Here is a 23,291-nt window from a genome sequence, read left to right on the forward strand (position 1 = left end):
GCTTTCCCGCCATGCTCTTGTCCCCTCCCGGTTTCCCGTTCAGGTAAGGCGGGTGGCCCAGAGGTCACCTCCTCCCGAACCTCTGCCCCCTGCGGGGGCGATCTGGCGCCGAGTTAGACGGCGCACAGTCTCCCGTCACCGGGCTCTTGTCATCTTGATCACCAGACGGAGGCGACCCATTTCCAGTGTGTGAACATGCGGGGATACCCGGAGGTGATCCCTTCCCAGCACTGGCGGGCCTTCTTCACCCCTCGTAGCCGTTTGTACTTGTTGCGGATCCAGCGCACCAGGTAGGCGTTGATGCGCCCCAGGAGCGGATACAGCTTCGACCGGTAAAACCGGCCGTAGTACTGCATCCAGCCCGCCACGATCGGATTGATGCCTTTGGCGAGTTCACCGAAGGTGTGATTCACCCGTTGATGAAGCCGCCACTTGCGGACCTCTTCATTGAGCTTCTTCAAGGCGTCCTTGCCGATCGCGGGTGAGAACGACAGGAACATCGCTCCCTTTCCGTCCCGCGCACCACGTGCTTGGAACGTGAATCCTAAAAATGTGAAAGAGGTGTGCTCGTACGACCCACGCCGCTTCCCGTCCTTGCAGTACACGATCCTGGTCTTGTCGGGATGCAAGCGCAGCCCGACCGACTCCATCCTGTCCGCCAGCGCCGCAAGGACCTCACGGGCCTGACGTTCGCTCACGCAATGCACCACCGCGTCATCGGCGTAACGTTCGAACTGCACCGACGGGAACTCCCGCGACAACCACAGATCAAACGCATAATGCATGAACAGATTGGCCAGCACAGGAGAAACCGCGGAACCCTGCGGGGTTCCCATGGTCCTGTCCTGCAAGGTGCCATCGGGCAACTGCAATGGGGCGGCAAGCCACCGCTTCACATGCAACAGCACCCATGTGGCGTCGGTGTGCGCCTCCACAGCCTTGACGATGAGGTCCCACCGGACGCTGTCGAAGAACTTCTGGATGTCGAGATCGATCACCCAGTCACGTCTCCAGCATCGTTCCCGGCAACGCTCCACCGCCTGCAACGCCGACCGGTTCGGCCGATACCCCCAGGAGTCGTCGTGGAACGCCGGTTCCACCCGCTCCATCAGATGCCGGGCGACCACGGTCTGCGCCACTCTGTCGGCGACGGTCGGGACGGGTGATTCATACTGCCCCTCCTGCAATCGCGTGTCGGGATGTTTGCCGATGCGGTCGATTCGTGCTGGTCAGGCCTTGGCTCGTGCCGATGGATGACATGGTGCCCGAGAGCACCGACATTCTGGATGTCGTTGTTCAACGCCGTTGCCGTGGCTTACTTCGCCGGGCCTGCGGGTTGAGATGCCCGGATTGGTCGATCCAGGTGCGGCAGGCCGTCTCGACCTGGGTATTCCAGCCGATGTGGAGCCGGTTGCCCGGTCCTCGGCGGGCGCCGAGGTGGCCGGATTCGATCCAGTAGTAGACGACGCCGATGCTGCAGCCCAGCCGGGTGGCGGCCTCGGTCACGCTGATCTCGCTGTCGGCGGAAGTGATCGTGGCCGACGCCGGAGCGGGGTTCTTCCGGCGGCGAGCGGCCGGATCGGGGTTGAGGTGCGCGGACTGCTCGATCATGGTCCGGCAGTCGGCCTCGACGTGCTCGTCCCAGGCGATGCAGAGCCGGTTGCCGCCGCCACGGCGAGCACGCAGAAGGCCTTTCTTGATCCAGTCGTAGACGGCTCCGGTACTGCAGCCGAGCTTGCCGGCGACGTCGCAGACGGAGATCTCCCCGTCGGCGTAGGGGGACGGCGTCCGGATCTTGTGCACGTGGCGAATCCATTGGACGGCGTCGATGTCGAACGGGCGCCCGTCGCCGGTGTGCAGTCCGGCGGCGTTCAAGGCGACGACTAGGTCGGCGTTGCTGGTGGTCGGCCCGAGCCGCCGCACCAGCTCAACGGCCGCCGGTGAGCTGCGTCTGGCGGTGCCGGGGTGGACGGGCCGGGCGACGGTGAGCTCCTCGACTGCCCCAGTGTGCCAGCGGATCCCGATCCGCACCTTGCCGCAGTCGGACTCGGGAAGCAGGGTGACATCGGAGATCAGCGTGCGTAACAGCCGTTTCCGGTCTTTGTCGCTGGTGGTGGGCGCGTCCCACAACGCGGGCAGGTCGGTGGCGAGCTGCTCCAGATCGGCACGGGTGGGCAGCGTAGGCAGCGCCTCGGTTGCGGTCTGCAGCGCTGCTTCGGCCTCGGCAAGGGCGAACAGCTTGTTCTCCCACCGGTTCTCCAGGGTGCGGGCGACCAGCCGGTTCTCCGGTTCGCATTCGTGGTAGGCGCGCTCGGCCCGGTCCGCCTCATAACGGGCCCGCTCGAGCGTGAGCTCCGCAGCCCGGCTGACCCTGGCGTGGCGGTCGGTGACCTGGTCGGCGGCCGACAACGCGAGCGCGACCTGCTCGGGGGTGAGCGCGGCCAGCAGGACGGCGGCGACCGCATCGTCCACATAGGAGGCGGCGACCGACCGGCAGGTCGGCGTGGTCAGCCGATCCGCCCGCGAGCTGCACTCATAGGACGGCCGCTGATCGGTGTGGTAGTTGGTGCGCATCGGCTTGCCGCAGCTGCCACACATGATGATCCCCTGACACAGCGCGCAGCCCTCACGCGGTGGCCGAGCCCCGGCGTTGGTCCGGTTGGCGGCCAGCTTCGCCTCGTTGGCCAGGAATTCCGCCCAGCTGATGTAGCCCTCGTGGTGGTCTTTGAGCAGGACCGGCCACTGGTCGCGGGGCCGCTCCCACGTTGCGGTGTGCACCGTCCCATCCGGGTCGACGGTGCGGCGGGAGGCGTACCGGCCGTGCACGTAGGCGCCGGCGTAACACGGGTTCTTCAAAATGCCGACGACGCGGGCGTGGGTGAGCCTGCCCCAGCGCAGCCGCCCGGCCCACGCCCCGCCATAGGCGCGCAACGGGAACCTGCGGCCGGCGAACAGCGCGACCACCCCGTAAGCCGACCCGCACGAGCTGAACCCGGACAGCACGTCACGGATCGCGGCCTGGACCTGCTCGTCGGGGTCGATCATGATGTCGCCGAGGTCGTCGTGGACGAACCCGACCGGCAGCGGGGTCCGTAGGTCGCCGCGGGCGGCGGCAGCACGTTTGGCCTCCAACAGCCGCCCGGCCATCACATGCAGTTCCACCTCTCCCATGGTGCTCTTCAGGCCGAGCAGCATCCGGTCGTTGACATCGGCGGGGTCGTAGACGCCGTCGGCGTCGATCAGCAGCGTCCCGGTGATTTTCGCGAACTCCGTCAGCCGGGCCACCTCGGCGTTGGAGCGGGCCAGCCGGGAGATCTCGATCCCGAAGATCGCCCCGACCTCGCCCGTGCAGACCCGCCTCACCAGTTCGGTGAAGCCCTCCCGGGCCACGCCCCACCGGCCCGAGACGCCCAGATCGGTGTCGATCACCATGATGTCGCCGTCCGCCCAGCCCAGCCGGACGGCCTCCTCGGCCAGGCCGTACTGGCGCATCGTCGACTCGGTGTGCTGGCGGACCTGCGCCATCGAGCTCTGGCGCAGGTAGACGATCGCCAGCCGGCCCCGATGCCCACTCGTGATCTTGTGTTCGCCGTTCACCGGCGTCGCCACCTTTCAGCGCCGCCGCCGTCATGTTGGCCAGCACCGCCACCGCCTCGGCCCGCGCGGGGCCCGCAAGGACGACGGGACCGGTCATGGATCAGATCAACTCCCGCCGGGCCAACAGCTCGGCGTTGATCGCCGAGATCTCTGCCAGCACGGCCTCGATCTCCTCGTGCCGGCCCAGGTAGCGGCGCACCACCTCGACCAGCCCAGCAGGGACGTACTTCATCCGGCCGCGGCCGGCGACCTTCGGGCTGAAGTAGGAGTACGGGCCGTGCCCTTCGCCGTCGGCGCACCGGCACCCGGCCTTCCCGCACCGGCGCGTCTGCTCCACCAACGACCCGGCCAGCGTCTGCTCCACATTGCCGAGCCGCCCGGCCAGGGCGCGACGCCGCGCCAGCAGCGCTCTGGTCGACATCCCCACCAGATCGTTCTTGTGCTCTCTCATCACACAAGAGTGTGCCGGTATCAGGCATCACCGTCAACGACCTTCGACAGTGCCGCGGGCCAGCACGTCCAGCGCCGACAGAGCCTCGCCCGACAGCCGCTCTGGCCCCAGGGCCCGGACCAGCGTGTTCAGCGCGGCCAGATGCTCGGCCGACAACCGGCGCTGCTGCGGCGGCTCGCCCCGGTCGGTCCACCCCGCCGGGAGCGTGATCTGCCCCGACACCCCGCCCGAGCAGACGAACACCACGTCACTACCGCGGCGCTTGACGTAGAGGATGTCCAGCCGCTGCCCCTTCAGCGGATGGAACGGATGGGTGACGATGACGAAACCCAAAGGATCATTGGACGGTCCGGCACTATGCCGTCTCCGTCGGGATGCCCAGCATCCTCATCCCACCGCCATGCTGCTTCGGTATCTCCACCGCACGCACCGGAGGCGGAAAGTAGGTCCCCGACGACATACGATTCCAGATCTTGTAGAGGTTATTCTTCAGATCGGCCTCGAAGTCCTCGATGGACTTCCCGTCCACGCCCGCCGCGCCCTTGTTCTTCCTCACCTCCTGGAATGCCTCCCAGACATCCCGCTTGGAGATGGCAAACGGCTTGTCCTGCGACTTCAGCTTGTCCATAAAGCTCCTCCCAGGCTCGTGCCTGGTTGACCAAACGAACATGCCACAGATGACCCGGCCCCTTGGCTCCACTCCCACTACAGGAGTTTCACAGCTACTACGAGCCGGTCCGCCGGCCCGCCCCGCGACGGTACTCAATCCCTCACGGTTTAGCCGTTTGGGAGTCTCCCTCTCGCCGCCCCTCCGGGCAGCGGTATCGGGACAGGCCTTCTCACGTTCCGCGTGAAAGCAGCAGATCAGACTCACGTCGCCTCCATGCCGGACGCCGCCTGACCAATCAGCGGGCACCCGCCAGGCTCATCCCGGAACTTCCTACACGCCCCGGTTCCGACGTCGACTGATTCGATTTCGACACTTCAACAGCGATTCGCTTGCGCTCGTCTTCCTGATCCCCACCTGACACCATCATGGGCGCCTTTTCCTCATCGCTCACCACGACAGTCTTCAGCTAACGCAGCATGAGGCGGTTTGAAGCCTCCCCCCGCAGGGCGGCTCCGAAGGGCCAAACCTTCATCTTCCACGCAGCACCACTTCGAGGAACTCTGCCTACATCAAGCTCCTTTCAGTGTTCGTGACACACGCAGGATTCGAACCTGCGATACTCCTGCTCCCAAAGCAGGCGGGCTGACCAAACTGCCCCACACCCGGTTTACTGTTCCGGCAGAAGAACGGTAACAAGGATGCTTTCCAGCATTCATCTGATTTCGGGAATTACGCTGCCGGACGGCGGGCTCAGGATTCTGTCGGTGGCGGGTGGCAGACTCATCACCATGCGTGATGACGTGACTGAGGGAAGTCCTGGGAGCTGGCCTGGAGCTCAACGCCGTCCCGCCACGGCGCATGCTCCGCAACGAGTTCGCGAGCCGCTCCCCGTATGCGCCCAGGCACTCGACAACGTACTGCTCGGCCGCCCTTGGATGCCCGCTCTCACAGCTGACGTGAATAGTCGCCTGTGGGGGAATGCTGCTCCCGCCGCCACACTGTCTTGTGCGCGGCTCAAGGGCGCGCTGATCGAACGTTGGCCTAATGAGAGAGGTGCCCTGACGCGCGGTCCGCCCTGCCCGCCCTATCGTCGGACTCATGGTGCGGATTCCGGACGAGATGAACGCTTGGGTCGTTGATCGGCCAGGGCCGATGTCGACTGAGCCGTTGAAGCGGGTGCGAATTCCGGTGCCCGAACCCCTTCCGGGCCAGGTGCTGATCAAGGTTGAGGTCTGCGCGGTGTGCCGTACCGACCTGCACCTCGCCGAAGGCGACCTTGACCCACATCGGCCGCGCACGGTTCCGGGCCACGAGGCGGTCGGGCACATCGTGGCAGGGGCGACGAATGCGGACCTGACGGTCGGGTCTCGAGTGGGGGTGGCTTGGCTGCGGTCGACCTGTGGCACATGCCGGTATTGCCTGCGCGGGGCGGAGAACCTCTGCCCGTATTCCACGTATACCGGCTGGGATGCGGACGGCGGTTACGCCGAATACCTTCTCGCCCCCGAGGCCTATGTCTATCCGCTGCCGGAGGATCATCCTGCGGAGAAGCTGGCTCCGCTGTTGTGCGCCGGAATCATCGGATATCGTGCGCTGCTCCAGGCCGACCTCCCGCCCGGTGGCCGGCTTGGCATCTACGGCTTCGGCGCGTCAGCGCATCTCACCGCTCAAGTGGCCATCGCCCAAGGCGCTGCCGTACATGTGCTGACAAGGTCAGAGAAAGCGCGCGAGCTTGCCCTCGACCTGGGGGCGGCGTCGGCGCGGGGCGCCTACGACGCACCACCCGAACCACTCGATTCGGCCATCCTCTTCGCCCCCGTGGGTGATCTCGTGCCAGTGGCGCTGGAGGCGCTCGACCGCGGCGGCACGCTCGCCGTCGCGGGCATCCACCTCACCGACATCCCCAGCCTCACCTACGAACGACACCTCTTCCAGGAGCGCGTCCTGCGCAGCGTCACCGCCAACACCCGCGACGACGGCCACGCGTTCCTGGCATTCGCCGCACGCAACCCCCTCCAGGTCACCACCGTCCCGTACGACTTCGCCAACGCCGCGGACGCGCTTACCGACCTGGCCGCCGACCGCATGAACGGCGCTGCGGTCCTCCACATCGGCAACTGATCAGCCCGAAGGCTCTTGGTCCAGAAAGCGAGATCGCCTCCGGGCGTGCCCACCATGTGCCCACCGGAGTGGTTTAGAGGGCAAGAATGGCCCTCTTCCCGGACGGGAGGCGGGCACGGCGCTCATCTCCGGAAGCGACAGCCTTGCGATCTTGGCCTCGCATTGGCCTCACATCGAGTATTTGATCTTGATTAAGATCAAAAATGGCCCTCTTCCCGGGTTGGGAGAGGGCCATTGAACTGCGGAGGTTCGGGGATTTGAACCCCGGATGGGCTTAAGACCCAAACCGCATTAGCAGTGCGGCGCCATAGACCGGACTAGGCGAAACCTCCCGGTAGCCGATGTGGCTCAGGACAGAGTACCGGCGATCGTGCGAGGCGGCAAAGTGAATTGAGGTGTGGCGCAGGGCGGGCAGTCCAGTGTGAGGTTCGGGAAGCGCACAGCCCTTATCCACAGGCTGTGGATAAGGGCTGTGCGCAAGGTGTGGATGGCACGCGGGCCGTTCCACCTGAGGTCAGAGCGGCTTCGGGCTTGATCGGACGGGACCGTGCTGCGCGAGCTCGCCTCGATGTCAGGGCGCGGTCGGGATGGGCGGGTTGTCCGGCCCGGCTGCGCGCGCCTGTCCTTCGTAGGGGGTTCAGGCCTGCCGTACCGCTTCGCCTTCGATTTCGATCTTGATCTTCTTGCCGACGAGGAAGCCGCCGGCCTCCAGAGCCTGGTTCCAGGTCAGGCCGAAGACCTCACGGTCGAGTTCGGCTTCGGCGGAGAAGCCGAAGATCTCCTGGCCCCAGGGGTTGGTGGCGGCGCCGCCGAACTCGGCCTTGAGCGCGACCTGCTTGGTGACGTCGCGGACGGTGAGGTCGCCGACCAGGGTGAACTCGTCTCCGCTGAAGTCCTGGACGGCCGTGCTGCGGAACGTCACCTCGGGGAACTTGTCGGCGGACAGGAAGTCGTCGCTGCGGAGGTGGGTGTCGCGGTCGGCGACACCGGTGTTGATGCTCGCCGCCTGGATCGTGACGTCCACGGCCGATTCGGCCGGGTTCTCGGCGATGACGATCTTGCCGCTAAACTCGGCGAAGTTGCCACGGACCTTGCTGACCATCATGTGCTTGGCGACGAATCCGACCCGGGTGTGTGCCCCGTCGAGGGCGAACTCACCGGCGACCGGGATGGTGATGCCCTGCCACTCACGAACACTCATAGCTGATCTCCAGAGATTGTTGCCTTGCGGATGTTTGCAGCAACAAATGTCTACACGAGGAATATTCCTCACGTCAACTACCGTCGCGTAGACTTCTGAGCATGGACGCTTTTGAAGATCCTCGGCTGACAGCGATGGGGCTGTTCGCCGAGGTTTACACTGGGATAGCCGACAAGGCCAATGCCGGAATCGCGAAGGCAGGGCTGTCGGATGTCGACTTCGAGACGCTGATCCGGCTCGCCCGGTCGCCCCGGCAGAGCCTGCGAATGAGTGACCTCGCCGCCCAGACGTCACTGTCGACGAGCGGGATCACCCGGGTCGTGGACCGGCTGGAACGCGAAGGCTTGGTGGTGCGCGAGGCATGCGCGACCGACCGGCGGGCGTCCTACGCGGTGATCACCGAGGCGGGCAACGCACGCCTTCAGCAAGTGCTCCCCCAGCACCTGGCGGACATCGAACTCTGGTTCACCGGCCTGCTGTCCCCAGAACAACTCACGATATTTCTGGACATGCTCCGGACTATTCGTGATGTGGTACGCCCCTGCGCCACCGCCGGGGTGATCAACCCAAGGGTTGACGCTGGCCAGGGATGAGCAAATCGCCGCGGAGCTTCGCCATGGCCCGGGAGACCGTGCTCTTCACGGTCCCGACGCTGATCCCCAGCGCTTTGGCGATCTCGGGTTCCGTCATGTCCTCGTAGTACCGCAAAACGATCGCCGTCCGCTGCCGGGCCGGTAGCCGGCGCAGCGCGTTCTCCAGCTCGTCGTACCGATGACCGGGATCCTGATAGACGGGAATGTCAGGAATTTCGTCGGAAGGGTATTCCTCCAGCTTTCGTCGGCGCCACCACGAGATATTGATATTGACCATCGCGCGGCGCACGTACCCATCCAGCGCGGCACGATCTTGAATCCGGTCCCACGCCACATATGTCTTGGCCAGCGCCGCCTGCAGCAGATCTTCGGCGTCGGCGGGGTTGCCCGTGAGCTGGTTCGCCGCGCGCAGCAGAGCCGACCCGCGAGTCACCACGTACTCCCGGAACTCCTCGTGGCTTGCGATCATGCGATCAGAATCCCAGCCCGAGCCGTTCGTCCGGCTGAGCCGGAATCAAGGTTTCGCACTGCTGACCGCAAAGATCATTTAAGCCCGCTGACACGATCGACTTTGCTCTTTGTCGGGTACGGCACAGCCGATTAGGGTCGGGTTTGCCCCGACTCGGGGTCAACGGATTCCACCAGGAGTGGGAATTCTGCTACCACACACCGCCCAGCGCGGAAATTATCCCCCTATCAGGCTAGACATCATGTGAGGCTGGTGGGTGTGGCGATGCATGTTGAACGTAGGCGCGCGCTGGCGGCAGCCGTACTCGGCCGGGATCCCGATCCGGCTCAGCTGGCGGCCGACGACGGCGTGATGCTGGACGCGGTCAGTGGCGTGATCCTCGACGTCAGCCCGCACCTGATCATCGTGGAGACCGACGACGGTGACGAGGAGCGGCTCGTGATCGCGCCGTGGGCGACCGTGTGGCGGGGTGGAACCATCACGCCGGCAGATCTTCCGGTCGGATCCCGAGTGATCATCAGGGCCTTGCGTTCCGGCAAGGTAGTGGACCGCATCTGGGCGGATATCACCAGGATGACGGGCATCATCCGCTCGGTCAGCGGCCGGACCGACCTCGCCATCGAGCTTGACTGCGGCCCGCATCGCGGGCATCGGTCGATCGTGATCCCTTATCGATCTTCCGGGCGAGTGCGGGTGCGGTATCCGAAGCTGGAGCCGGGCTATCTCTTCGACGCCATCGGCGTGATCCGCGACGGCACTCCGCTCGCCCAGCTTCCGGCTACCTCGCAGCCCGCCTACCGGGCTGAATCCGTCCCGCCGCCGCCCCCCGCCTACGGCGGGGTCCAGTCGAAGATCTCCGGGACCGCGGTCTGGTCGGACTTCACCGATCGAGGCGCGGCTTATGCGATGTTGGAGCGCTCCGACTCCGAATGCGAGGATGCGGGCGTCTCGTGCGCCGGGCTGCCCTATCTGGCGCTCGGGTCCATGTTGTCTGTGCGGAATGTCTGTGCGGGGCGAGCGGCGGCGTTGCCGATCGTGGCGTGCGGCTGCCTGGCCGGACGGTTCTGCGATCGATGCGTGGAATGCGGGACTTCGCCGCGCGGCCGCATCGTGGAACTCTCGGCCACCTCGTACGTCGAGCTCGGCGGGGATCTGACCAAGGGGTGCTTCAACGCGCGGGTGGGGTTGACGTGACGCGCGACAGCTCGGGGCAGAAGGAGGATGTTGGGTGAGCGAGATGATCGCGGCGGCGGCGGAGCCGATCCTGGTGTTCATGTTCGCGCTGGGCGGCGTGGCCAAGCTGGCCAGCGTCGGCAGTGACGCGGAGCCCGGCGCGCTGGGCAGGCTGGGCCCGGCGGTGCTGATGCCTGAACGGTTCCGCCGACCAGCGATGATCTTCTGTGCCGTGGTCGAGTTCGGCCTCGCGATCGGCCTGGTCTTCTTCGACCACCCCCTCCCGCGCTGGATGACGGTCGCGTTCTTCGCTGTGTCCACATATGTCCTGTGGGACCTGCGAAGGCGCCGCCCCGACGTGGGCTGCGGTTGCTTCGGCGAGGTCAGCGCCAGACCGGTCGGCCTGCGATCCATCGGCCGCACGGTGGTGCTGACCGCGATGGCGATCATGATCGCGCTCCACAACACCAGTGGCCTGCCCCATCTGACGTGGACATTCGCGGCCTGGCTCGGCGGCGGCATCATGCTGCTCCTGATCCTTTCCCCCGAGATCGAGGAATCCCTGGCCCGGCTTCGCTACCGGGCCCCCTGCGAACAGCGCCCCTTCCCCGCCGACCGCGCCTTCTCCCGGCTGCGATCGAGCACGGCCTGGCGCGCCCATTACCCGATGCTGAAATCGGAGGAGCCCTCCGACAGCTGGCGTGAACTCTGCTGGCGCTTCTTCGCGTTCGACGCGGTGGATGGATCGGATGTCGTCTTCGCGGTCTACCTGAGCGGCCGTCGCCCGCCCGTCCGCGCGGCGATCGTGGGCGCGGACGGGCGGCAGGCGCCTCTGCAGGAATCTATCCCTGTATCAGCCTGACACTAGAGAGCCGTAGATTCCTGAATCCAGGCGCAGCGATTGGACTCTCTACGGCTCTCTAGCTTCCCCGCTAGAAAGCCGTAGAGAGGTCAATGGGCCCAGCGGTCAGAGCGGCTGGGCACGTAAGAACCTCCCGAAGTGGGGGACGGTGAAGGCGATCTGCCCCCGTTCGGCGCTGTAGATCAGGCCCTTCTTGATCAGGCTGTCGCGCGCCGGGGAAAGGCTGGACGGCTTGCGGCCGAGCGCGTCGGCCACATCGGCGGTGGGCACGGGGTCGTCCCCGAGTTGCGCCATCGCGTGCATATAGTCGCGTTCTGCCGGGGTGGCACGTTCGTAGCGGCTGCCGAAGAAGCCGACGGCGAGTTCCTCCTCGGCCTCCGGAGCGGACACCTTGATGTCCTCGGCGGTGATCGGGCTCCGTGGCGCGAGATCCCAGGCGACCTTGCCATACGCCTGGACGAAGTAGGGATAGCCGTCGGCCGCCTCGTAGAGCGCGTCAAGCGCTTCCGGCGTGAACGCGACGCCCTCCTCCTGGGCGGGGGCGATCAGCGCCAGGTCGGCGGCCTCGCGGTCGAGGCGGTCGATTCGCGCATACCTGAACAACCGCTCGGAGTAGCTCTTGCTGGCCGACAGGACCGAGGGGAGGTGCGGGAGTCCCGCCCCGACCACGATCAACCGGCCGCTGGTCTGGGAGAGTTCGTGGCAGGCCGCGCAGAGGGCGGAGACGTCCAAGGCCGGCACGTCCTGCATCTCGTCGATGAACAGGGCGATGCCGACGCCGAGGTCGGTGGCCACGCTGGCCGCGTCCACGAACAGCTCGGTCAGGTCGATCTCCAGGTCGCCGGAGTCGGCGCGTCCCCGGCTGGCGGGGACGTCGATGCCGGGCGACCAGTGCGACGTGCCCTTGGCCGCCGCGGGGTCGCGCATCGCGAACGCCTTGAGCACGCCGAGGAATTCGTCGATACGCTCGGGACCGCGATGCCGGGGGGCCAGCTCGCGGATCGCCATGTGCAGGGCGGCGGCGACCGGGCGGCGGATCGACTGGTCCGGCCGTGCCTCGATCTTGCCGGTGCCCCAGAGGCGCTGGATGGCCATCGACTTGAAGGTGTTGAGCAGCACGGTCTTACCGACGCCGCGCAGCCCGGTCACGACCATGCTTCGCTCCGGGCGGCCGCGGGCCACCCGTTCAAGGACGACCTCGAACTGCTGGAGCTCACGATCACGGCCGGCGAGCTCGGGGGGACGCTGGCCAGCGCCGGGGGCGTAGGGGTTACGCACAGGGTCCACGCTGTCGGACTTTATGACCGGATATAGCGGCCGTCGTAGATTTCCATAGAAAGCGCTACGGCGTGTCGCGGAACGGCGGGTGCCGGGGCATCGGGTGGGCGGGATCGGAGCCGCTAGCAGTGCCATGCGCTCCTCCTCACCTGCGCGTATGGGCGACCGCCTCCCAAGGGAGCCCGGTACGAACCCATGTTCGATCCGATGCCGATGACTGTAGCGCGGGATCGAACATGTGCGCGAGCCTTTCCCGAGAAAAGCTCGCGCAAAGATCGTTTAGGACCGGCTATGTCGGGATATAGCGCGACAACGTCCGCGCGGCGCAGCCAGCAGGGGCGTACGAGGAGACCAAGCGGCAGCTCGACCACGGCCCACAACCAAGACCAGCCCAAAGGGCGATGATATTTCCCCCAAAAGCCGCCCAAGGACCCGCAAGGGTTTCATGTCGCAACAAGGCTCGCACGAGCGTGGAAACACCGCCTGACCAGGCATTACATCCATCTTCCCGTTCCCGGGACCCCCGCGAGCGGTGTAGGTACCCTCAAACCCATGTCCACCCGCAGGTCAGCCATCGTGATCGCCCTGGCGCTCCTAGGCGCGTCCGCATGCGGAGCCCAGACCGCCTCCCAGGCGCTCCTCACTCCAGAACCCCCCTCGACCCAGACGCCCCCGACCCCCGCAGCCTCACCCCCGGCCGCGACCCCCACCTCTCCCCCCGAATTCACCGCGAAGATCAGCCCAGTCACCCGCGACCAGGTCAAATACTCCTGGCGCGAAGGCTGCCCCGTCGCCCTGAACGATCTGCGCCTGGTCACCATGACCTACTGGGGATTCGACAAAAAGGCCCACACCGGCGAAATGGTCCTCAACGCCTCGGTCGCCAAGGACGTCGTCTCGGTCTTCCGCAAGCTGTACGACGACCGCTACCCCATCCGCCGCATGGAACTCGTCGACGTCTACAAAGGCGACGACTACGACTCGATCGACGTCGACAACACCTCCGCCTTCAACTGCCGCGCCGCGACCGGCTCAACCCACTGGTCCCAGCATGCGTACGGCTTCGCGGTCGACCTCAACCCGCGCGAGAACCCCTACCTCGAGGCCGACGGCTCCAACGCCCACAGGAACGCCGACGCGTACGTCAAGCGCCCGCTCGACAAGCCCGGAGTGATCAACCCAGGCGACAAGGTCGTCCGTGCTTTCGCGGCGATCGGCTGGGGCTGGGGCGGCGACTGGTCCGGCATCAAGGACTTCCAGCACTTCTCCAAGAGCGGCCGTTAGACAGGATCTAGCCGGACATCGTCGCCGTTCGTGCTGCAGATCCATCTGTGCGGTCGGTCAGAACAGCTCCTGCGCGATAAACCCTGTCCGAACCGACTGGTCAACGATCGGGGGCCCGGAACTGTCGGTGACGTCTGCCAGGATCGGGCCATGGCTTTCCCGCTCGACCTCCTCCCGTGCCCGGCCTCCGGCGACGTCATCCTCGTCCCCCGAGGTCTCGTCCACGCCAGGCTCACTCCCGCCGACCGGCGTGAGCTCATCGAGCAACTCCAGGCCCTCGACCTGCGCGAAGACGCCCTCACCTGCTTATCCGGATGATCCCCATCCCGGGCAGATGGACGGGGACCGGATTACCTCGGAAGCGCGACCTTTCATCGCCAAAGGTCCCTTTATCACCAAGGGTCACTAAGGGACGACACCCACGCGCTGACGGCTCGGCGGATGACCGTGATCACTCAGGGTTACACCACATGCTGACCGCGGCCACGAAACCCTCTGCCTTGGGCAGGTCCACGGCCAGCTGGTCGGCCGCGAACTGGGAGAACGTCATGGGGTCGTCAGGCGAGGCGATGATCTTCTCGCACACCTGGATTCCGACCGAAAGAGCCTGGACCTCGTTGGTGGCCAACCCCGCGTCGACCTCCTTCAACGCCGTGAAGAACTCCTGCTTCTGGGCGTCGGAGAGTTCGGGAGCGGCGGCGATCGTGATGGCCGACTCCGTCGGGTTCGCGGCCACCGAACTGGCGACGGTGCCGGGATCCGCGGGAGCCGCGGTGTCCGTCCCGGAACACCCAGCAAGGGCAAAGACGGCAACAGCAAAAACTGGAACGAGTCGATTCATGAAAAATCACCCTAACGCCCACCCCACCACAAGGTGGGGCGGGCGAGGAATGTCGTGCTATCGGCGGCCCACTACTGCTGGAAGTGGCAGATCGCAGGTGAGGGACCATACGTTAACCCTCGGATGAGGACAGATCGGGAAGGATGGCTTACCACTCCATAACGATCAGTCATCGGCCGCGTCACAACCTAGCGGTATCGGCGCTGGCACGGTCAACTGCTTGCGGCGACCGTGGTCAAGGGTGACGCGGCGCGACAGGAGACGACGATGCAACAGTGGCTCCGTTCGAGCCCCCTACCGACGATCTGGCCCGCGGATCGGTACGAGGTGCGCTGCACCCGTCCGGCCCCCGATTTCACCACGGTGGACCGCTACCATTTCGCCGAGTTCGCCCACGACGCGGCGGAAGGAGTCCAGGCAGCCGGCCTGGCGACTCAGATCGTGGTGGTCCGCCTCGAGGACGGCATCGTCCTGTTCGAGCAAGGGATGACGGTTCCGTTAGAAGCCTGGTGAGCGAAACTGGACTCATGGCGGAAAAGGATGGTGACGGCTGGGCCCGATGTGATCGGGGGCACCAACATTGGGGCGTGCACGGCGCGGCCGGCTTGCTCGCCGTCCACCACACCCCCGAAGGTCCGTACGTGCTGATGCAGAAGCGCTCCTGGTGGAGCCACCACGGCGGGACGTGGGGGCTGCCCGGCGGAGCGCGCGACAGCCACGAGGACGCGATCGCCAGCGCCCTGCGCGAGGCTCACGAGGAGGCCGCCCTCACCGGCGACCGGCTTCGCGTGCAGGGCGTCTACCTCGACGATCACGGCGGCTGGACGTTCCACACCGTGATCGCCGAGGCGTCCGAGCTGCTGTTCGCCGCGCCCGCCAACGGCGAGAGCATCGCCCTGCGCTGGGTCTCCGCCGACCGGATCAACCGCAAGAAACTCCACCCCGGCTTCGCCGAAACCTGGCCGCAGGTGCGGTCCACGCTGGACCCTCTCGTCCTCATCCTGGACATGGCCAACATCATCGGCGCCCGCGCCCAGCACGGCTGGTGGCGCGACCGGGCCGGCGCGACGACCCGGCTGCTGGAGGAACTGAGCGCGCTCGCCGACCGAGGCCTCCAGCGCCCGATCGACGGCGTCCCCGACCTCGCCTGGCGTTTCCCCCGCATGGTCGCCGTCGTCGAGGGCGCGGCCCGCGCCGCCACCCCGCCGCCGCTCAACCCCGCTCTGTCCGTCCTGCCCGCGCCCGGCAGCGGCGACGACACGATCGTCGAGGTGGTCGGCGCCGTACGCCCCTGGGAACGCGCCCTGGTCATCACCGCCGACCGCGGCCTACGCGAGCGGGTGACCGAACTGGGCGCCCTGGTCATCGGCCCAAGCTGGTTGATCACCCAACTCTGAGCCATACACAGCAAAAACCGGGACAGACGTCGAGCAGGGGGATCTCGGCGTCTGCCCCGGTACCAGGTCTGTCAGCGCTTGGCGCGCGGGACCAACGGGGAGAGAATCCGGTGCAGGTGGCCGTGCTTCTTGGCGTACGCGAAGATCAACGCGACGGGGAGGAGCAGGGCGCCCGCGGCCACAGGGTCGGGGGTGGAGACATCGCCCGGCATGGGCGGAACCGGCTTGGCCTGCGCGGTGGCCGCGACGGCCTGCTGCGCCTGGTTCTCCCGGACCTGGTCCGGGTATCCGTACCCGACGATCGTGTCGTGATCGCGGATCTTGCTCACCACCGCGTTGGAGATGTTCCCCTCGATGGTGCGAATCTCGGTGTCGCTGATGACGGACTTCACCAGGCCGACGTGGTCGATCGCGTTGACGTTCTTGGAGTGACCCCAGTCGAAGAAGACGACGGCGCCGGGCTTGGGAGTGCTGCCCCAGGCCCCCTGCTTCTGAAACCACTTGGCGTGGTCGGGGGTCCAGGCGAACTGGCCGACGTTCTCCGCCTGACCGGTCTGGTGAGCCGCCCAGGAGACGAACATGTCGCACCAGGCGGCATCCTTGAATCCGGGCTTCTTGGCGACATGCGTGCCGAACCATTCGCCGAACTTCGAGGCACCGTTCACTTCGGCGTATCCCAGCTGGGAGTCGGCCACCTTGAGCAGGGCGTCGCTGTAAGTCGTCATTGGTTCCAAGAGCGATACTCCGGCTTTACGAGACCGCGCCGCAGGACGGCAAGCCTGGAGCTGCTTTTTGTAGACAGTGGGGCTGTGTCCGCTTTGCCAAACGGGGGTGACCGAGAGCGCGGACCTTGCGGCTTCTTGGGTCGAGGATTAACCGCGACCCCTCCAACATATCCACGCTCAAGACCAGGTCAACCCAGGTGCGCACATCTTTGCCTTCGAGCATCTATTCCCCGTACGGCGTAAAAAAGTCCGCCTTGGGCAACGGTTGACCCGGCGGCCGGGGAATCGCACGGGGCCGGGTGCGTAATTTTGCGCAGAAGAAGGCGATGGCGGGCCTCTACGCTCGTCGAAACCTCACCGTCCGGGCGGTCCCGGTCCGGTCTCCGGTAAAGGACGAGCACCGCACATGTGGCCACCACAACCGCCCCAGGATCAGCGGGGAAACCCCTGGCAGCAGCCCAGCCCCTGGGCACGCCCCGGCGGATATCCGCAGGACGTCATCGGGCATCCGCCGCCTGCGGCGAAGACGTCATTGGCCCCGTGGATCGTGGGCGCGGCCACCTTCGTCGGCGTGACGGCGATCATGGTCGCGTCGATCGTGGCAGCGGGCAACAAGGCCGCCACCCAGCAACCCGCGGCAGTCATCACGCAGGCCACCGCCAGTCCGAGCCCGACCCCCATCCGATCGCGCAAGGTCGTCACGGCCGACGACAAGTCCGCCCAGGTGACCGTCCCCGACGACTGGAAGCCCTACGAGCTCAACCCGATCGGCACGATCGAGCTGGTGGATCCCAAGGTCACGCAATACCTCTTGGTGTTGTCCCAGCCTCGGGAGGATTTCGATGTGGACTTGACGGGGCTCGCGGAGCTCAGCATCGATGAGCTGAGCACGTCCATGGACGTGACCCACCAGTCCGAGCCCAAGAGTCTCACCATCAATGGCTCCCCTGCGCTGGAGTACGAGTTCGACATCACCCTGAACGGCCTCAAACTCGTGTACTGGATGACCGTGATCGAGGGCGCGAAGAACTACCACCGAGTGATGACCTGGACCTTCGCATCCAACGCCGACCGCGACCGGCCCGCCCTCCGCAGGATCACGCAGTCCTTCAAAGGCATCTGACGAAATCATGATGTGACAGAGCGTTAAATGCCACTCTCCCAGAGGAAGTGACTACTCACAGTAATCGCCCTTCTCGGAGTGCCCATGTTTCGTCGCTTGGTCATCACCTGCATCCTCACCACGCTGGCCATCATGGGCTCGGCCACCACCTCATCGGCCACCACCCTCCGAGATCTCCAACTCCCGGGCGTGAACATCGCTGCTCAGGCGGTCGGCCGCGCGGCATCCCTGCTGTACGGCATCCCCGGCGTCTTCATCGGCGCGAACGCAGCATGCGGAGCGGCCAACCTCCTGCGCTTCTTTTTGCGACAAAAATCCGTTCACGGTCGACCTGGACGCCCCATAGTCCGCCACTTCGGCCCGACTTTTGAGCAGGTCACCGCGAACGCGAGAAATTTCTTAGCGCCGCACCCGCCGGATAGTCCAGGACATGCGATCGGGTGGTAATCAATAGAAGGCGGCGCCACGAGGAGTAGTGCTGAACTACTCTATTCCGCCAGAAGCGAGCTACTATACCAAACTTTTCTCCCCGCGAAGACGCCTTCCCGGCGGAATCTATAGCGGATCAAGATCATGTTGGGTATGGTTTAGACCATCGCCCTGGCCCGCTGGCTGTGTGGTTCTGTCGCCTTTGGTACCAGAAGCGCCTATCCAGCTCGGGCAAATCGGAAGCTCGGGCATGAACCACATCGGGGGATGGCAGGCTCTAGTCCGGAATCACGGGCCGGAGCACCCTTCCACCACGGGCCGCCGACGACTCCGGCCCTTTCGGCCGAGAGGACCAGTCGCCCATGCACCGCTCGTTACGCAGAATTAATCCGGCCCCGTCATGGACTTTTCGATATTCCGGAAAATTCGACTCCTGCCGCTGACGGCATCAGCTCAATAATCCCCGGACTAACGAAGAGAACAAAAATGCGCGAGCAAACCCTTACCCGACCAGACCCAGCGTCCACCGCGACAACTACTTTCGACGGCCTGAACATGACGGTCGGCGAACTGGAACACCAGTGGATGTGACGCTGACCCAGCCGACCGAACAGGAGAACCCCGGGCTGGGATATTTCTCCCGGCTCTGGACTGCCTCGATCTGCTCCGGCGTGGCCTTCCGCACCCTCGGCGTGGTGTATCCGCTGCTGGCACTGCACTACGCGCAGGGGTCGTCGGCGGTCGCCGCCTGGGTCGGTTTCGCCTGGACGATCCCCGGCGTGATCTTCTACCTGCCCGCCGGCGCCATCATCGATCGAGTCGGCCCCCGGAAGGTGATGCTCTGGACCGAGGCCACCCGTATGGTCGTCATGGCGAGTGTTCTCGTCCCCCTCGCCTTCGGACGGTTCTCCCTGGCCCACCTGTTCATCGCCGCGGGCATCGAAGGGTTGATGTGGGTCTTCTACACCCTCGCGGAGACCGCTGTGCTGCCGACGCTCCTGGACGAGCGCGACACGGCGACGAGTGCAGGGCCGTACGCCCGCATCGAGCTGGGAACTCACGGCGCCGCGCTGTCAGGACGCCCGCTGGGCGGCTTCCTGATGACTCTGGCGCACATTGCGCCGTTCCTGCTGAGCTTGGTGTTGTTCATCAGCTCGTATGCCCTGCTCTGGCGGGTCAAGGCGGAGACGGCGTCCCAGCCCGTCGGCCGGAATCTGCTGGCCGAAGCCATGGATGGCTTCAAAGTAGTGCGCAGACGGAAGTTCCTCCTCGCCGTCACCTGCACGACCGCGTTCACCAATCTCGTGATCCAGGCTTTGATCATGGTGTTCATCGCCAGCTCCTACGACCTGTCCCCCTCTGTTGTCGGTCTGGTGCTTTCCGCGAGCGGTATCGGCGGCATTCTCGGCTCACTACTCGCGATGAGATTCACCGTCCCCTCCGGAATGTGGTTCCTGCAACTGTGGATCTGGACCCCGGCCCTGCTCATCGCGGCCGCGTGGCACAACCCGTTCAGCTTCGCTCTGGCCATGTTTCTCAGCGGCCTCAGCGGCAGCCTGAACAATGTCGCGCACAAGACCTTCGAAGCCGAGCATGTCTCGGACGAATGGCGCGCGCGGGTGGCCAGCGCCTCACGGCTGGCGGGACGGGTCGGCTCCTCTTTGGCCGCCCCGACCGGAGCCGCACTCGTCGCCTGGTTCACCGTCGCTCCGGCGACCTGGGTGCTGGCCTTGGTGACGCTGTCGGCAACGGTGTTCGTGACACTCACCGTCTGGCGGTATGGCAAATGGCCCACGCTGCGGGGGCGCGCGAACGGGTCAGCTGCCCGAATCGACCAACTCAGCGGCCAGAACCCGAAGATGCACGGGAAGCGTCGGCGGCGGAGCCGCGAGCGCCTGCCTGGCCAGGTCGGCGGCAGCCGACCCATCACCGGCCAGCCGCCGCAGCCGGGCCGCGTAGATCAGCACCGTGGCCTGGTCAGGGGCCTCCGACAGCGCCTCGGCGATCTCCAGCTCCGCCTCCGCCAGCCGATCGACCTGCCCGAGGGCCAAGGCGCGAGCGGCGCGGGCGCTCGGATACTGCAACGGACCCAGCTGGTCCAGATCCCGCAGCGCCGCCGCGGGTTCGCCGAGGTCGGCCAGGATCTCCCCCCTGGCCCGTAACGCCTCGGCGACTCTGCCCTCCTGGAGCAGCAGGCCGTCCAGGATCTCCTTAGCCCGGGACGGCTCCCCGCCGTACCACAGCGCCCAGCCGAGCTGGGTCATGATGCTCACGTCCCCGCCCCCGACCCGTTCCAGCGCGGCCGTGAGCTCTCTGACGGCCTGGTCGGGGAACCCCTGGTACATCCGCACCCGGCCGATCGCGGCCAGCAGCCTGCCCACCGCCTCGGTGGCGTCGCCGAGCCTGGTGAACAGCGTCGCGGCCACTTCATAGTGATCCACCGCCCGCTGGAACTCGTCCTGCTTGTACGCGACGTTTCCCAGAAACGATTCGATCTCCGCGTGCAGCTGAAGATCGTCGGCTGTGACCGAGGCGGCGAGTTCGGCCTGTCCACGGGCCACCACGAGATTGCCTTCCGCCAGGGCGAGCTCAGCCTGGTGCAGGAAATGCTCCGCGGTGGGCGGCCGCTCGTCCAGCATCGACGTGTACGCATCCCGCGTGACCCATTCCACCAGACGATCGTGGGAAAGCTCGCACCAATGTTCGTCGAGCACCTTCTCGATTCGGAGGATGTTACGGCTGGCGAGAGAGTGAACGATCGCGTTGGGAACTCCCGCCGTCAGGGTCTGCCCCTGGTAAACGCGCCGGCGGTGGGCCGCCTGGTCGACGAAGTTGGCACGCAACCAGGCCTTGAGCCCGGCCGGACCGCCAGGATAGGAATGGCCGGCGGCGACCCACGCCAGCACTCCGTCCCCGAATTCCGTCAGCGACGGATCGGTCAGCGCGTATTGGCGAACGTGCGCGGAGGTGATGAGGGTGACCTCGGGTGGCAGCGCCCGCCACAGCGTGGAGCAGGCGACCTGAAGCCGGGCCGGCTCCACCGTCTCCAGCAACGGCAGGGCCGCACCTTCGGCCGTCGAGGCGGACGCCATGTCCACCATCCGTAAATCCTGGACGAGCGCGGCGGCCACGCCATCGGCGAATGCCCGCCGGGTTTCGGTGAATGCCCGCCGCGGCTTGGCGAGCGGATCCTCCACCGCGTGAACGGCCTCGGCGCAACTCAACGGAGCGAGCGGAAAATACTCCCGGTCGATGCCGGCCAGCTGCAGTTCGTATGACTGAAGCTCACCGAGCAGATCCTCCCTGATGGAGACCAGCAGGCGCAGGTTGGGATCGTCGTCCAGCGCCTCCACCAATTGCGCGATGAACCATTCCCGATAGGGACGTCGCTCGATCGAGTCGATGAACAACTCCTCCGCCTGATCGATCGCGATGAGCACCAGGACCGGATCGCCGTACGGGTCGAGCCTGGACAACCGCCTGGCCAGGAAGCCGCGCAACGTCATCCTCGCCAGCCGCATCGGCGCCTCCTGCGGCGACCAGGAGGAAAGCAGCGCGAAGACGTGGGGATTGTGCTCGGGCAGCGCCGGCGTGGGAAACGACGAGCTGTAAATGACCCGGCCGATCGGCAGCACATCGGTCTTGTACGGTTCGATCAGCGGGAGCACCCCCGCCTGGATCAGCGACGTCTTACCCATCCCCGATGGAGCGTGCAGGATCGTCATCCGATTGGCCTGCCAGAGATCCGACAGCTGGTGGGCCTCCTGCTCGCGGCCGAAGAACTTGTCGCTCTCGTCCGCCTGAAAAGCACGCAGACCCACGTAGGGCTCGTCGATCGAAGCCGCGGGAACGATGTCAGGAATCATGATGTCGTTCCCATCCGTGCGCGCAGCTCGGCGCAGAACTCCTGAGCGGTGCCCCAGAAAATGGAGATCTTCCAGCGCTCGTAGTACCGCTCCAGCTGACGCTTGATTTTCTCCGGTTCGGCCCTGCCTACTGGGAATTCCGGTGGCAGCTGCACGCTGACGTGCCTTCGCGTGTTGATCCCGGGCATCGTCTGCGCCAGCCGAATGAACATGAAGCGAAAGGTCCAGTCCTGCAGGCTGTAGCCGATGAAAAGCAGGGAACGCCTGGTGAGTGCGGCCTGAATGGTGGGCGGCAGCATACGCTTGCCGACGGTGATGCGGTCGCGGGCGAGATTGACCATGAAATCGAGGTAGTCGTCCTCGGTGAGGACAAGGGATCGTGGATCTTCCAGGGTCCCGTGCAGGTGGTAAACGAGTGGCGTCATTGGTTGGGGGTTCCAGCCGGCCTTGCTCCCGAAAAGCTCGCGGGCGTACCGTACATCAGGGTTCCACGCGCAGGAAGCCCGGCTCGGGGTTTTTCCGTTGGCCGTCAACGACTGGTAGGCGAAATCATCGTAGTTCGTCGTCAGGTAAACGGAGATCGGAAAGCCGGCCAGCAGGCCGTGCGGTTCGAGGGGGTCGCTGAAGTCGGGGGTGCCGGATCCGTTCAGTCGATCGCGAATCAGGTTCTTGACGTGGATGTGATCGCCGAACATCATGGCCCCGAATTGGGTCACTCGGGTGAGATTCTCTCCGTCGTCGTACGGGTATCTCCATTCGCTGGCCATCTCGCTGCTCAGCCTCCTGCCGGTGGGCAGGCTGTCGCCGCAGGCGCCCGCGCCCAGAAATGGGGTGCAGTCGCCACTCCGCAGCTGGTGCAGGAGCCGATCCCAGGCGGCGTCATCCATCTCGCCCATCTGCGGAACCACCTCGCGCTCGCGCCATGGTTTGTGCCGTGCTCGACGCGGAACGGCAACGCCGTCAGGTCAGATGGAGGCGTCGAAGGCCGCCACCGAATCGCCCCCGGCGCCCTCCTGGAACAGCGAAGTGAGCACCATTTCGAGCGCGGCGCTGGGAAGATCGGCGAGTTCGTCGAGGGAAAGACCGCTGATGTCGATGAGGGTGGTGCCCGCCTCGATGGGTGCATCGGACATCTCTGCTCCTGGTTCTCTTCGGTGCCACAACTGAACGGATCATGGAATTAGCGCGGGCACTTAACTACTTTTCTTGCCTCCGAAACCAGCAGGCTCGACCGCGCGCATTCCTCGGCTCCAGGATGATTCTCCAACTCG

Annotated in this window: 23 protein-coding genes, 2 tRNA genes and 1 pseudogene; 11 read left to right on the forward strand and 15 right to left on the reverse strand. The window is 65.8% G+C overall.

Annotated elements, in window-relative coordinates:
• Window positions 1–158: 158 nt before the first annotated feature.
• From ABGB08_RS50095 to ABGB08_RS50120, 6 genes are all read right to left on the reverse strand, one after another.
• Window positions 159–1,187, reverse strand: coding sequence for a reverse transcriptase domain-containing protein (locus ABGB08_RS50095; protein WP_347606162.1), 1,029 nt, complete (start codon window positions 1,185–1,187; stop codon window positions 159–161).
• Window positions 1,188–1,296: 109 nt separating this feature from the next.
• Window positions 1,297–3,597: a recombinase family protein gene (locus ABGB08_RS50100; RefSeq protein ID WP_347606165.1), complete on the reverse strand. Its 2,301-nt coding sequence runs from the start codon at window positions 3,595–3,597 to the stop codon at window positions 1,297–1,299.
• Window positions 3,598–3,697: 100 nt separating this feature from the next.
• The gene (locus ABGB08_RS50105; protein ID WP_347606167.1) at window positions 3,698–4,048 is read right to left on the reverse strand and encodes a DUF6788 family protein; all 351 of its coding nucleotides are present in this window, start codon (window positions 4,046–4,048) and stop codon (window positions 3,698–3,700) included.
• A 33-nt stretch (window positions 4,049–4,081) separates the two neighbouring features.
• Window positions 4,082–4,381, reverse strand: coding sequence for a DUF5372 family protein (locus tag ABGB08_RS50110; RefSeq protein ID WP_347606169.1), 300 nt, complete (start codon window positions 4,379–4,381; stop codon window positions 4,082–4,084).
• Window positions 4,382–4,403: 22 nt separating this feature from the next.
• On the reverse strand, window positions 4,404–4,676 hold the full coding sequence (locus ABGB08_RS50115) for a hypothetical protein (RefSeq protein ID WP_347606172.1): 273 nt from the start codon (window positions 4,674–4,676) through the stop codon (window positions 4,404–4,406).
• Between the two features lie 579 nt (window positions 4,677–5,255).
• Window positions 5,256–5,317: transfer RNA gene (locus tag ABGB08_RS50120), tRNA-Pro, on the reverse strand.
• 439 nt (window positions 5,318–5,756) lie between these two features.
• Here ABGB08_RS50120 and ABGB08_RS50125 point away from each other — a divergent pair.
• Window positions 5,757–6,779, forward strand: a complete 1,023-nt coding sequence (locus tag ABGB08_RS50125) for a zinc-binding alcohol dehydrogenase family protein (protein ID WP_347606174.1) — start codon at window positions 5,757–5,759, stop codon at window positions 6,777–6,779.
• Between the two features lie 242 nt (window positions 6,780–7,021).
• Here ABGB08_RS50125 and ABGB08_RS50130 read toward each other — a convergent pair.
• Window positions 7,022–7,111 (reverse strand) — tRNA-Ser (locus ABGB08_RS50130).
• A 305-nt stretch (window positions 7,112–7,416) separates the two neighbouring features.
• Complete coding sequence (locus ABGB08_RS50135) at window positions 7,417–7,980, reverse strand: YceI family protein (RefSeq protein ID WP_347606177.1); 564 nt, start codon at window positions 7,978–7,980, stop codon at window positions 7,417–7,419.
• Window positions 7,981–8,081: 101 nt separating this feature from the next.
• Between ABGB08_RS50135 and ABGB08_RS50140 the strand changes: the two genes are divergently transcribed.
• The gene (locus ABGB08_RS50140) at window positions 8,082–8,573 is read left to right on the forward strand and encodes a MarR family transcriptional regulator (RefSeq protein ID WP_347606180.1); all 492 of its coding nucleotides are present in this window, start codon (window positions 8,082–8,084) and stop codon (window positions 8,571–8,573) included.
• Here the strand turns inward: ABGB08_RS50140 and ABGB08_RS50145 are convergent.
• Window positions 8,542–9,042 (reverse strand): SigE family RNA polymerase sigma factor, encoded by a 501-nt coding sequence (locus ABGB08_RS50145; protein ID WP_347606183.1) that lies wholly within the window; start codon window positions 9,040–9,042, stop codon window positions 8,542–8,544. The two genes, ABGB08_RS50140 and ABGB08_RS50145, sit on opposite strands and share 32 nt — an antisense overlap.
• A 264-nt stretch (window positions 9,043–9,306) precedes the next feature.
• Here ABGB08_RS50145 and ABGB08_RS50150 point away from each other — a divergent pair, with 264 nt between their 5' ends.
• Together ABGB08_RS50150 and ABGB08_RS50155 are read left to right on the forward strand one after the other, a co-directional pair.
• Window positions 9,307–10,236, forward strand: a complete 930-nt coding sequence (locus tag ABGB08_RS50150; RefSeq protein WP_347606186.1) for a hypothetical protein — start codon at window positions 9,307–9,309, stop codon at window positions 10,234–10,236.
• 43 nt (window positions 10,237–10,279) lie between these two features.
• Window positions 10,280–11,077 (forward strand): MauE/DoxX family redox-associated membrane protein, encoded by a 798-nt coding sequence (locus ABGB08_RS50155; protein WP_347606232.1) that lies wholly within the window; start codon window positions 10,280–10,282, stop codon window positions 11,075–11,077.
• 105 nt (window positions 11,078–11,182) lie between these two features.
• Here the strand turns inward: ABGB08_RS50155 and ABGB08_RS50160 are convergent, their stop codons facing one another.
• Window positions 11,183–12,364, reverse strand: coding sequence for an ATP-binding protein (locus ABGB08_RS50160; RefSeq protein WP_347606188.1), 1,182 nt, complete (start codon window positions 12,362–12,364; stop codon window positions 11,183–11,185).
• Between the two features lie 543 nt (window positions 12,365–12,907).
• Here ABGB08_RS50160 and ABGB08_RS50165 point away from each other — a divergent pair.
• Window positions 12,908–13,639 (forward strand): M15 family metallopeptidase, encoded by a 732-nt coding sequence (locus ABGB08_RS50165; RefSeq protein ID WP_347606191.1) that lies wholly within the window; start codon window positions 12,908–12,910, stop codon window positions 13,637–13,639.
• A 150-nt stretch (window positions 13,640–13,789) separates the two neighbouring features.
• Window positions 13,790–13,957: a hypothetical protein gene (locus ABGB08_RS50170; RefSeq protein ID WP_155351552.1), complete on the forward strand. Its 168-nt coding sequence runs from the start codon at window positions 13,790–13,792 to the stop codon at window positions 13,955–13,957.
• Between the two features lie 133 nt (window positions 13,958–14,090).
• Here ABGB08_RS50170 and ABGB08_RS50175 read toward each other — a convergent pair whose 3' ends face one another.
• On the reverse strand, window positions 14,091–14,375 hold the full coding sequence (locus ABGB08_RS50175; protein WP_347606194.1) for a hypothetical protein: 285 nt from the start codon (window positions 14,373–14,375) through the stop codon (window positions 14,091–14,093).
• A gap of 372 nt (window positions 14,376–14,747) precedes the next feature.
• On the opposite strand from ABGB08_RS50175, the gene ABGB08_RS50180 reads away from it, so the two are divergent.
• Both ABGB08_RS50180 and ABGB08_RS50185 read left to right on the forward strand, forming a co-directional pair.
• On the forward strand, window positions 14,748–14,993 hold the full coding sequence (locus ABGB08_RS50180) for a hypothetical protein (RefSeq protein ID WP_347606197.1): 246 nt from the start codon (window positions 14,748–14,750) through the stop codon (window positions 14,991–14,993).
• 74 nt (window positions 14,994–15,067) lie between these two features.
• Complete coding sequence (locus ABGB08_RS50185; protein WP_347606200.1) at window positions 15,068–15,877, forward strand: NUDIX hydrolase; 810 nt, start codon at window positions 15,068–15,070, stop codon at window positions 15,875–15,877.
• 71 nt (window positions 15,878–15,948) lie between these two features.
• Here ABGB08_RS50185 and ABGB08_RS50190 read toward each other — a convergent pair whose 3' ends face one another.
• Window positions 15,949–16,602, reverse strand: coding sequence for a CHAP domain-containing protein (locus ABGB08_RS50190; protein ID WP_347606203.1), 654 nt, complete (start codon window positions 16,600–16,602; stop codon window positions 15,949–15,951).
• A 406-nt stretch (window positions 16,603–17,008) separates the two neighbouring features.
• On the opposite strand from ABGB08_RS50190, the gene ABGB08_RS50195 reads away from it, so the two are divergent.
• The 3 genes from ABGB08_RS50195 (at window position 17,009) to ABGB08_RS50205 (ending at window position 20,316) form a co-directional block, all read left to right on the forward strand.
• On the forward strand, window positions 17,009–17,725 hold the full coding sequence (locus ABGB08_RS50195; RefSeq protein WP_347606206.1) for a hypothetical protein: 717 nt from the start codon (window positions 17,009–17,011) through the stop codon (window positions 17,723–17,725).
• An 84-nt stretch (window positions 17,726–17,809) separates the two neighbouring features.
• A complete protein-coding gene (locus ABGB08_RS50200) occupies window positions 17,810–18,172 on the forward strand; it encodes a hypothetical protein (protein ID WP_347606209.1) in 363 nt (120 codons plus the stop codon).
• A 563-nt stretch (window positions 18,173–18,735) separates the two neighbouring features.
• Entirely contained in the window at window positions 18,736–20,316 is a 1,581-nt protein-coding gene (locus ABGB08_RS50205) for an MFS transporter (RefSeq protein ID WP_347606212.1), read from the forward strand.
• 747 nt (window positions 20,317–21,063) lie between these two features.
• Here the strand turns inward: ABGB08_RS50205 and ABGB08_RS50210 are convergent.
• The 3 genes and pseudogenes from ABGB08_RS50210 to fxsA form a co-directional block, all read right to left on the reverse strand.
• Window positions 21,064–22,020 (reverse strand): annotated as a pseudogene (locus ABGB08_RS50210) (hypothetical protein); the annotation flags it as partial.
• Window positions 22,017–22,916 carry an SIR2 family protein gene (locus tag ABGB08_RS50215; RefSeq protein WP_347606215.1) on the reverse strand — a complete coding sequence of 300 codons (900 nt, stop codon included), beginning with the start codon at window positions 22,914–22,916 and terminating at the stop codon, window positions 22,017–22,019. The pseudogene ABGB08_RS50210 and the gene ABGB08_RS50215, both read right to left, overlap by 4 nt.
• A gap of 69 nt (window positions 22,917–22,985) precedes the next feature.
• Window positions 22,986–23,153, reverse strand: coding sequence for an FxSxx-COOH cyclophane-containing RiPP peptide (gene fxsA / locus ABGB08_RS50220; RefSeq protein WP_347606217.1), 168 nt, complete (start codon window positions 23,151–23,153; stop codon window positions 22,986–22,988).
• Window positions 23,154–23,291: the final 138 nt, after the last annotated feature.

Source organism: Acrocarpospora sp. B8E8 (assembly GCF_039871605.1).
GTDB classification, from domain to species: Bacteria; Actinomycetota; Actinomycetes; order Streptosporangiales; family Streptosporangiaceae; genus Acrocarpospora; species Acrocarpospora macrocephala.

What these genes read in the sequence shown, in the direction of transcription:
- ABGB08_RS50105 (WP_347606167.1), bottom strand. Translation starts at nt 4,048, where the DNA reads ATGAGAGAGCACAAGAACGATCTGGTGGGGATGTCGACCAGAGCGCTG.
- ABGB08_RS50115 (WP_347606172.1), bottom strand. Translation starts at nt 4,676, where the DNA reads ATGGACAAGCTGAAGTCGCAGGACAAGCCGTTTGCCATCTCCAAGCGG.
- ABGB08_RS50125 (WP_347606174.1), top strand. Translation starts at nt 5,757, where the DNA reads ATGGTGCGGATTCCGGACGAGATGAACGCTTGGGTCGTTGATCGGCCA.
- ABGB08_RS50135 (WP_347606177.1), bottom strand. Translation starts at nt 7,980, where the DNA reads ATGAGTGTTCGTGAGTGGCAGGGCATCACCATCCCGGTCGCCGGTGAG.
- ABGB08_RS50140 (WP_347606180.1), top strand. Translation starts at nt 8,082, where the DNA reads ATGGACGCTTTTGAAGATCCTCGGCTGACAGCGATGGGGCTGTTCGCC.
- ABGB08_RS50145 (WP_347606183.1), bottom strand. Translation starts at nt 9,042, where the DNA reads ATGATCGCAAGCCACGAGGAGTTCCGGGAGTACGTGGTGACTCGCGGG.
- ABGB08_RS50150 (WP_347606186.1), top strand. Translation starts at nt 9,307, where the DNA reads ATGCATGTTGAACGTAGGCGCGCGCTGGCGGCAGCCGTACTCGGCCGG.
- ABGB08_RS50155 (WP_347606232.1), top strand. Translation starts at nt 10,280, where the DNA reads ATGATCGCGGCGGCGGCGGAGCCGATCCTGGTGTTCATGTTCGCGCTG.
- ABGB08_RS50165 (WP_347606191.1), top strand. Translation starts at nt 12,908, where the DNA reads ATGTCCACCCGCAGGTCAGCCATCGTGATCGCCCTGGCGCTCCTAGGC.
- ABGB08_RS50170 (WP_155351552.1), top strand. Translation starts at nt 13,790, where the DNA reads ATGGCTTTCCCGCTCGACCTCCTCCCGTGCCCGGCCTCCGGCGACGTC.
- ABGB08_RS50180 (WP_347606197.1), top strand. Translation starts at nt 14,748, where the DNA reads ATGCAACAGTGGCTCCGTTCGAGCCCCCTACCGACGATCTGGCCCGCG.
- ABGB08_RS50190 (WP_347606203.1), bottom strand. Translation starts at nt 16,602, where the DNA reads ATGACGACTTACAGCGACGCCCTGCTCAAGGTGGCCGACTCCCAGCTG.
- ABGB08_RS50195 (WP_347606206.1), top strand. Translation starts at nt 17,009, where the DNA reads ATGTGGCCACCACAACCGCCCCAGGATCAGCGGGGAAACCCCTGGCAG.
- ABGB08_RS50200 (WP_347606209.1), top strand. Translation starts at nt 17,810, where the DNA reads ATGTTTCGTCGCTTGGTCATCACCTGCATCCTCACCACGCTGGCCATC.
- ABGB08_RS50215 (WP_347606215.1), bottom strand. Translation starts at nt 22,916, where the DNA reads ATGGGCGAGATGGATGACGCCGCCTGGGATCGGCTCCTGCACCAGCTG.
- fxsA (WP_347606217.1), bottom strand. Translation starts at nt 23,153, where the DNA reads ATGTCCGATGCACCCATCGAGGCGGGCACCACCCTCATCGACATCAGC.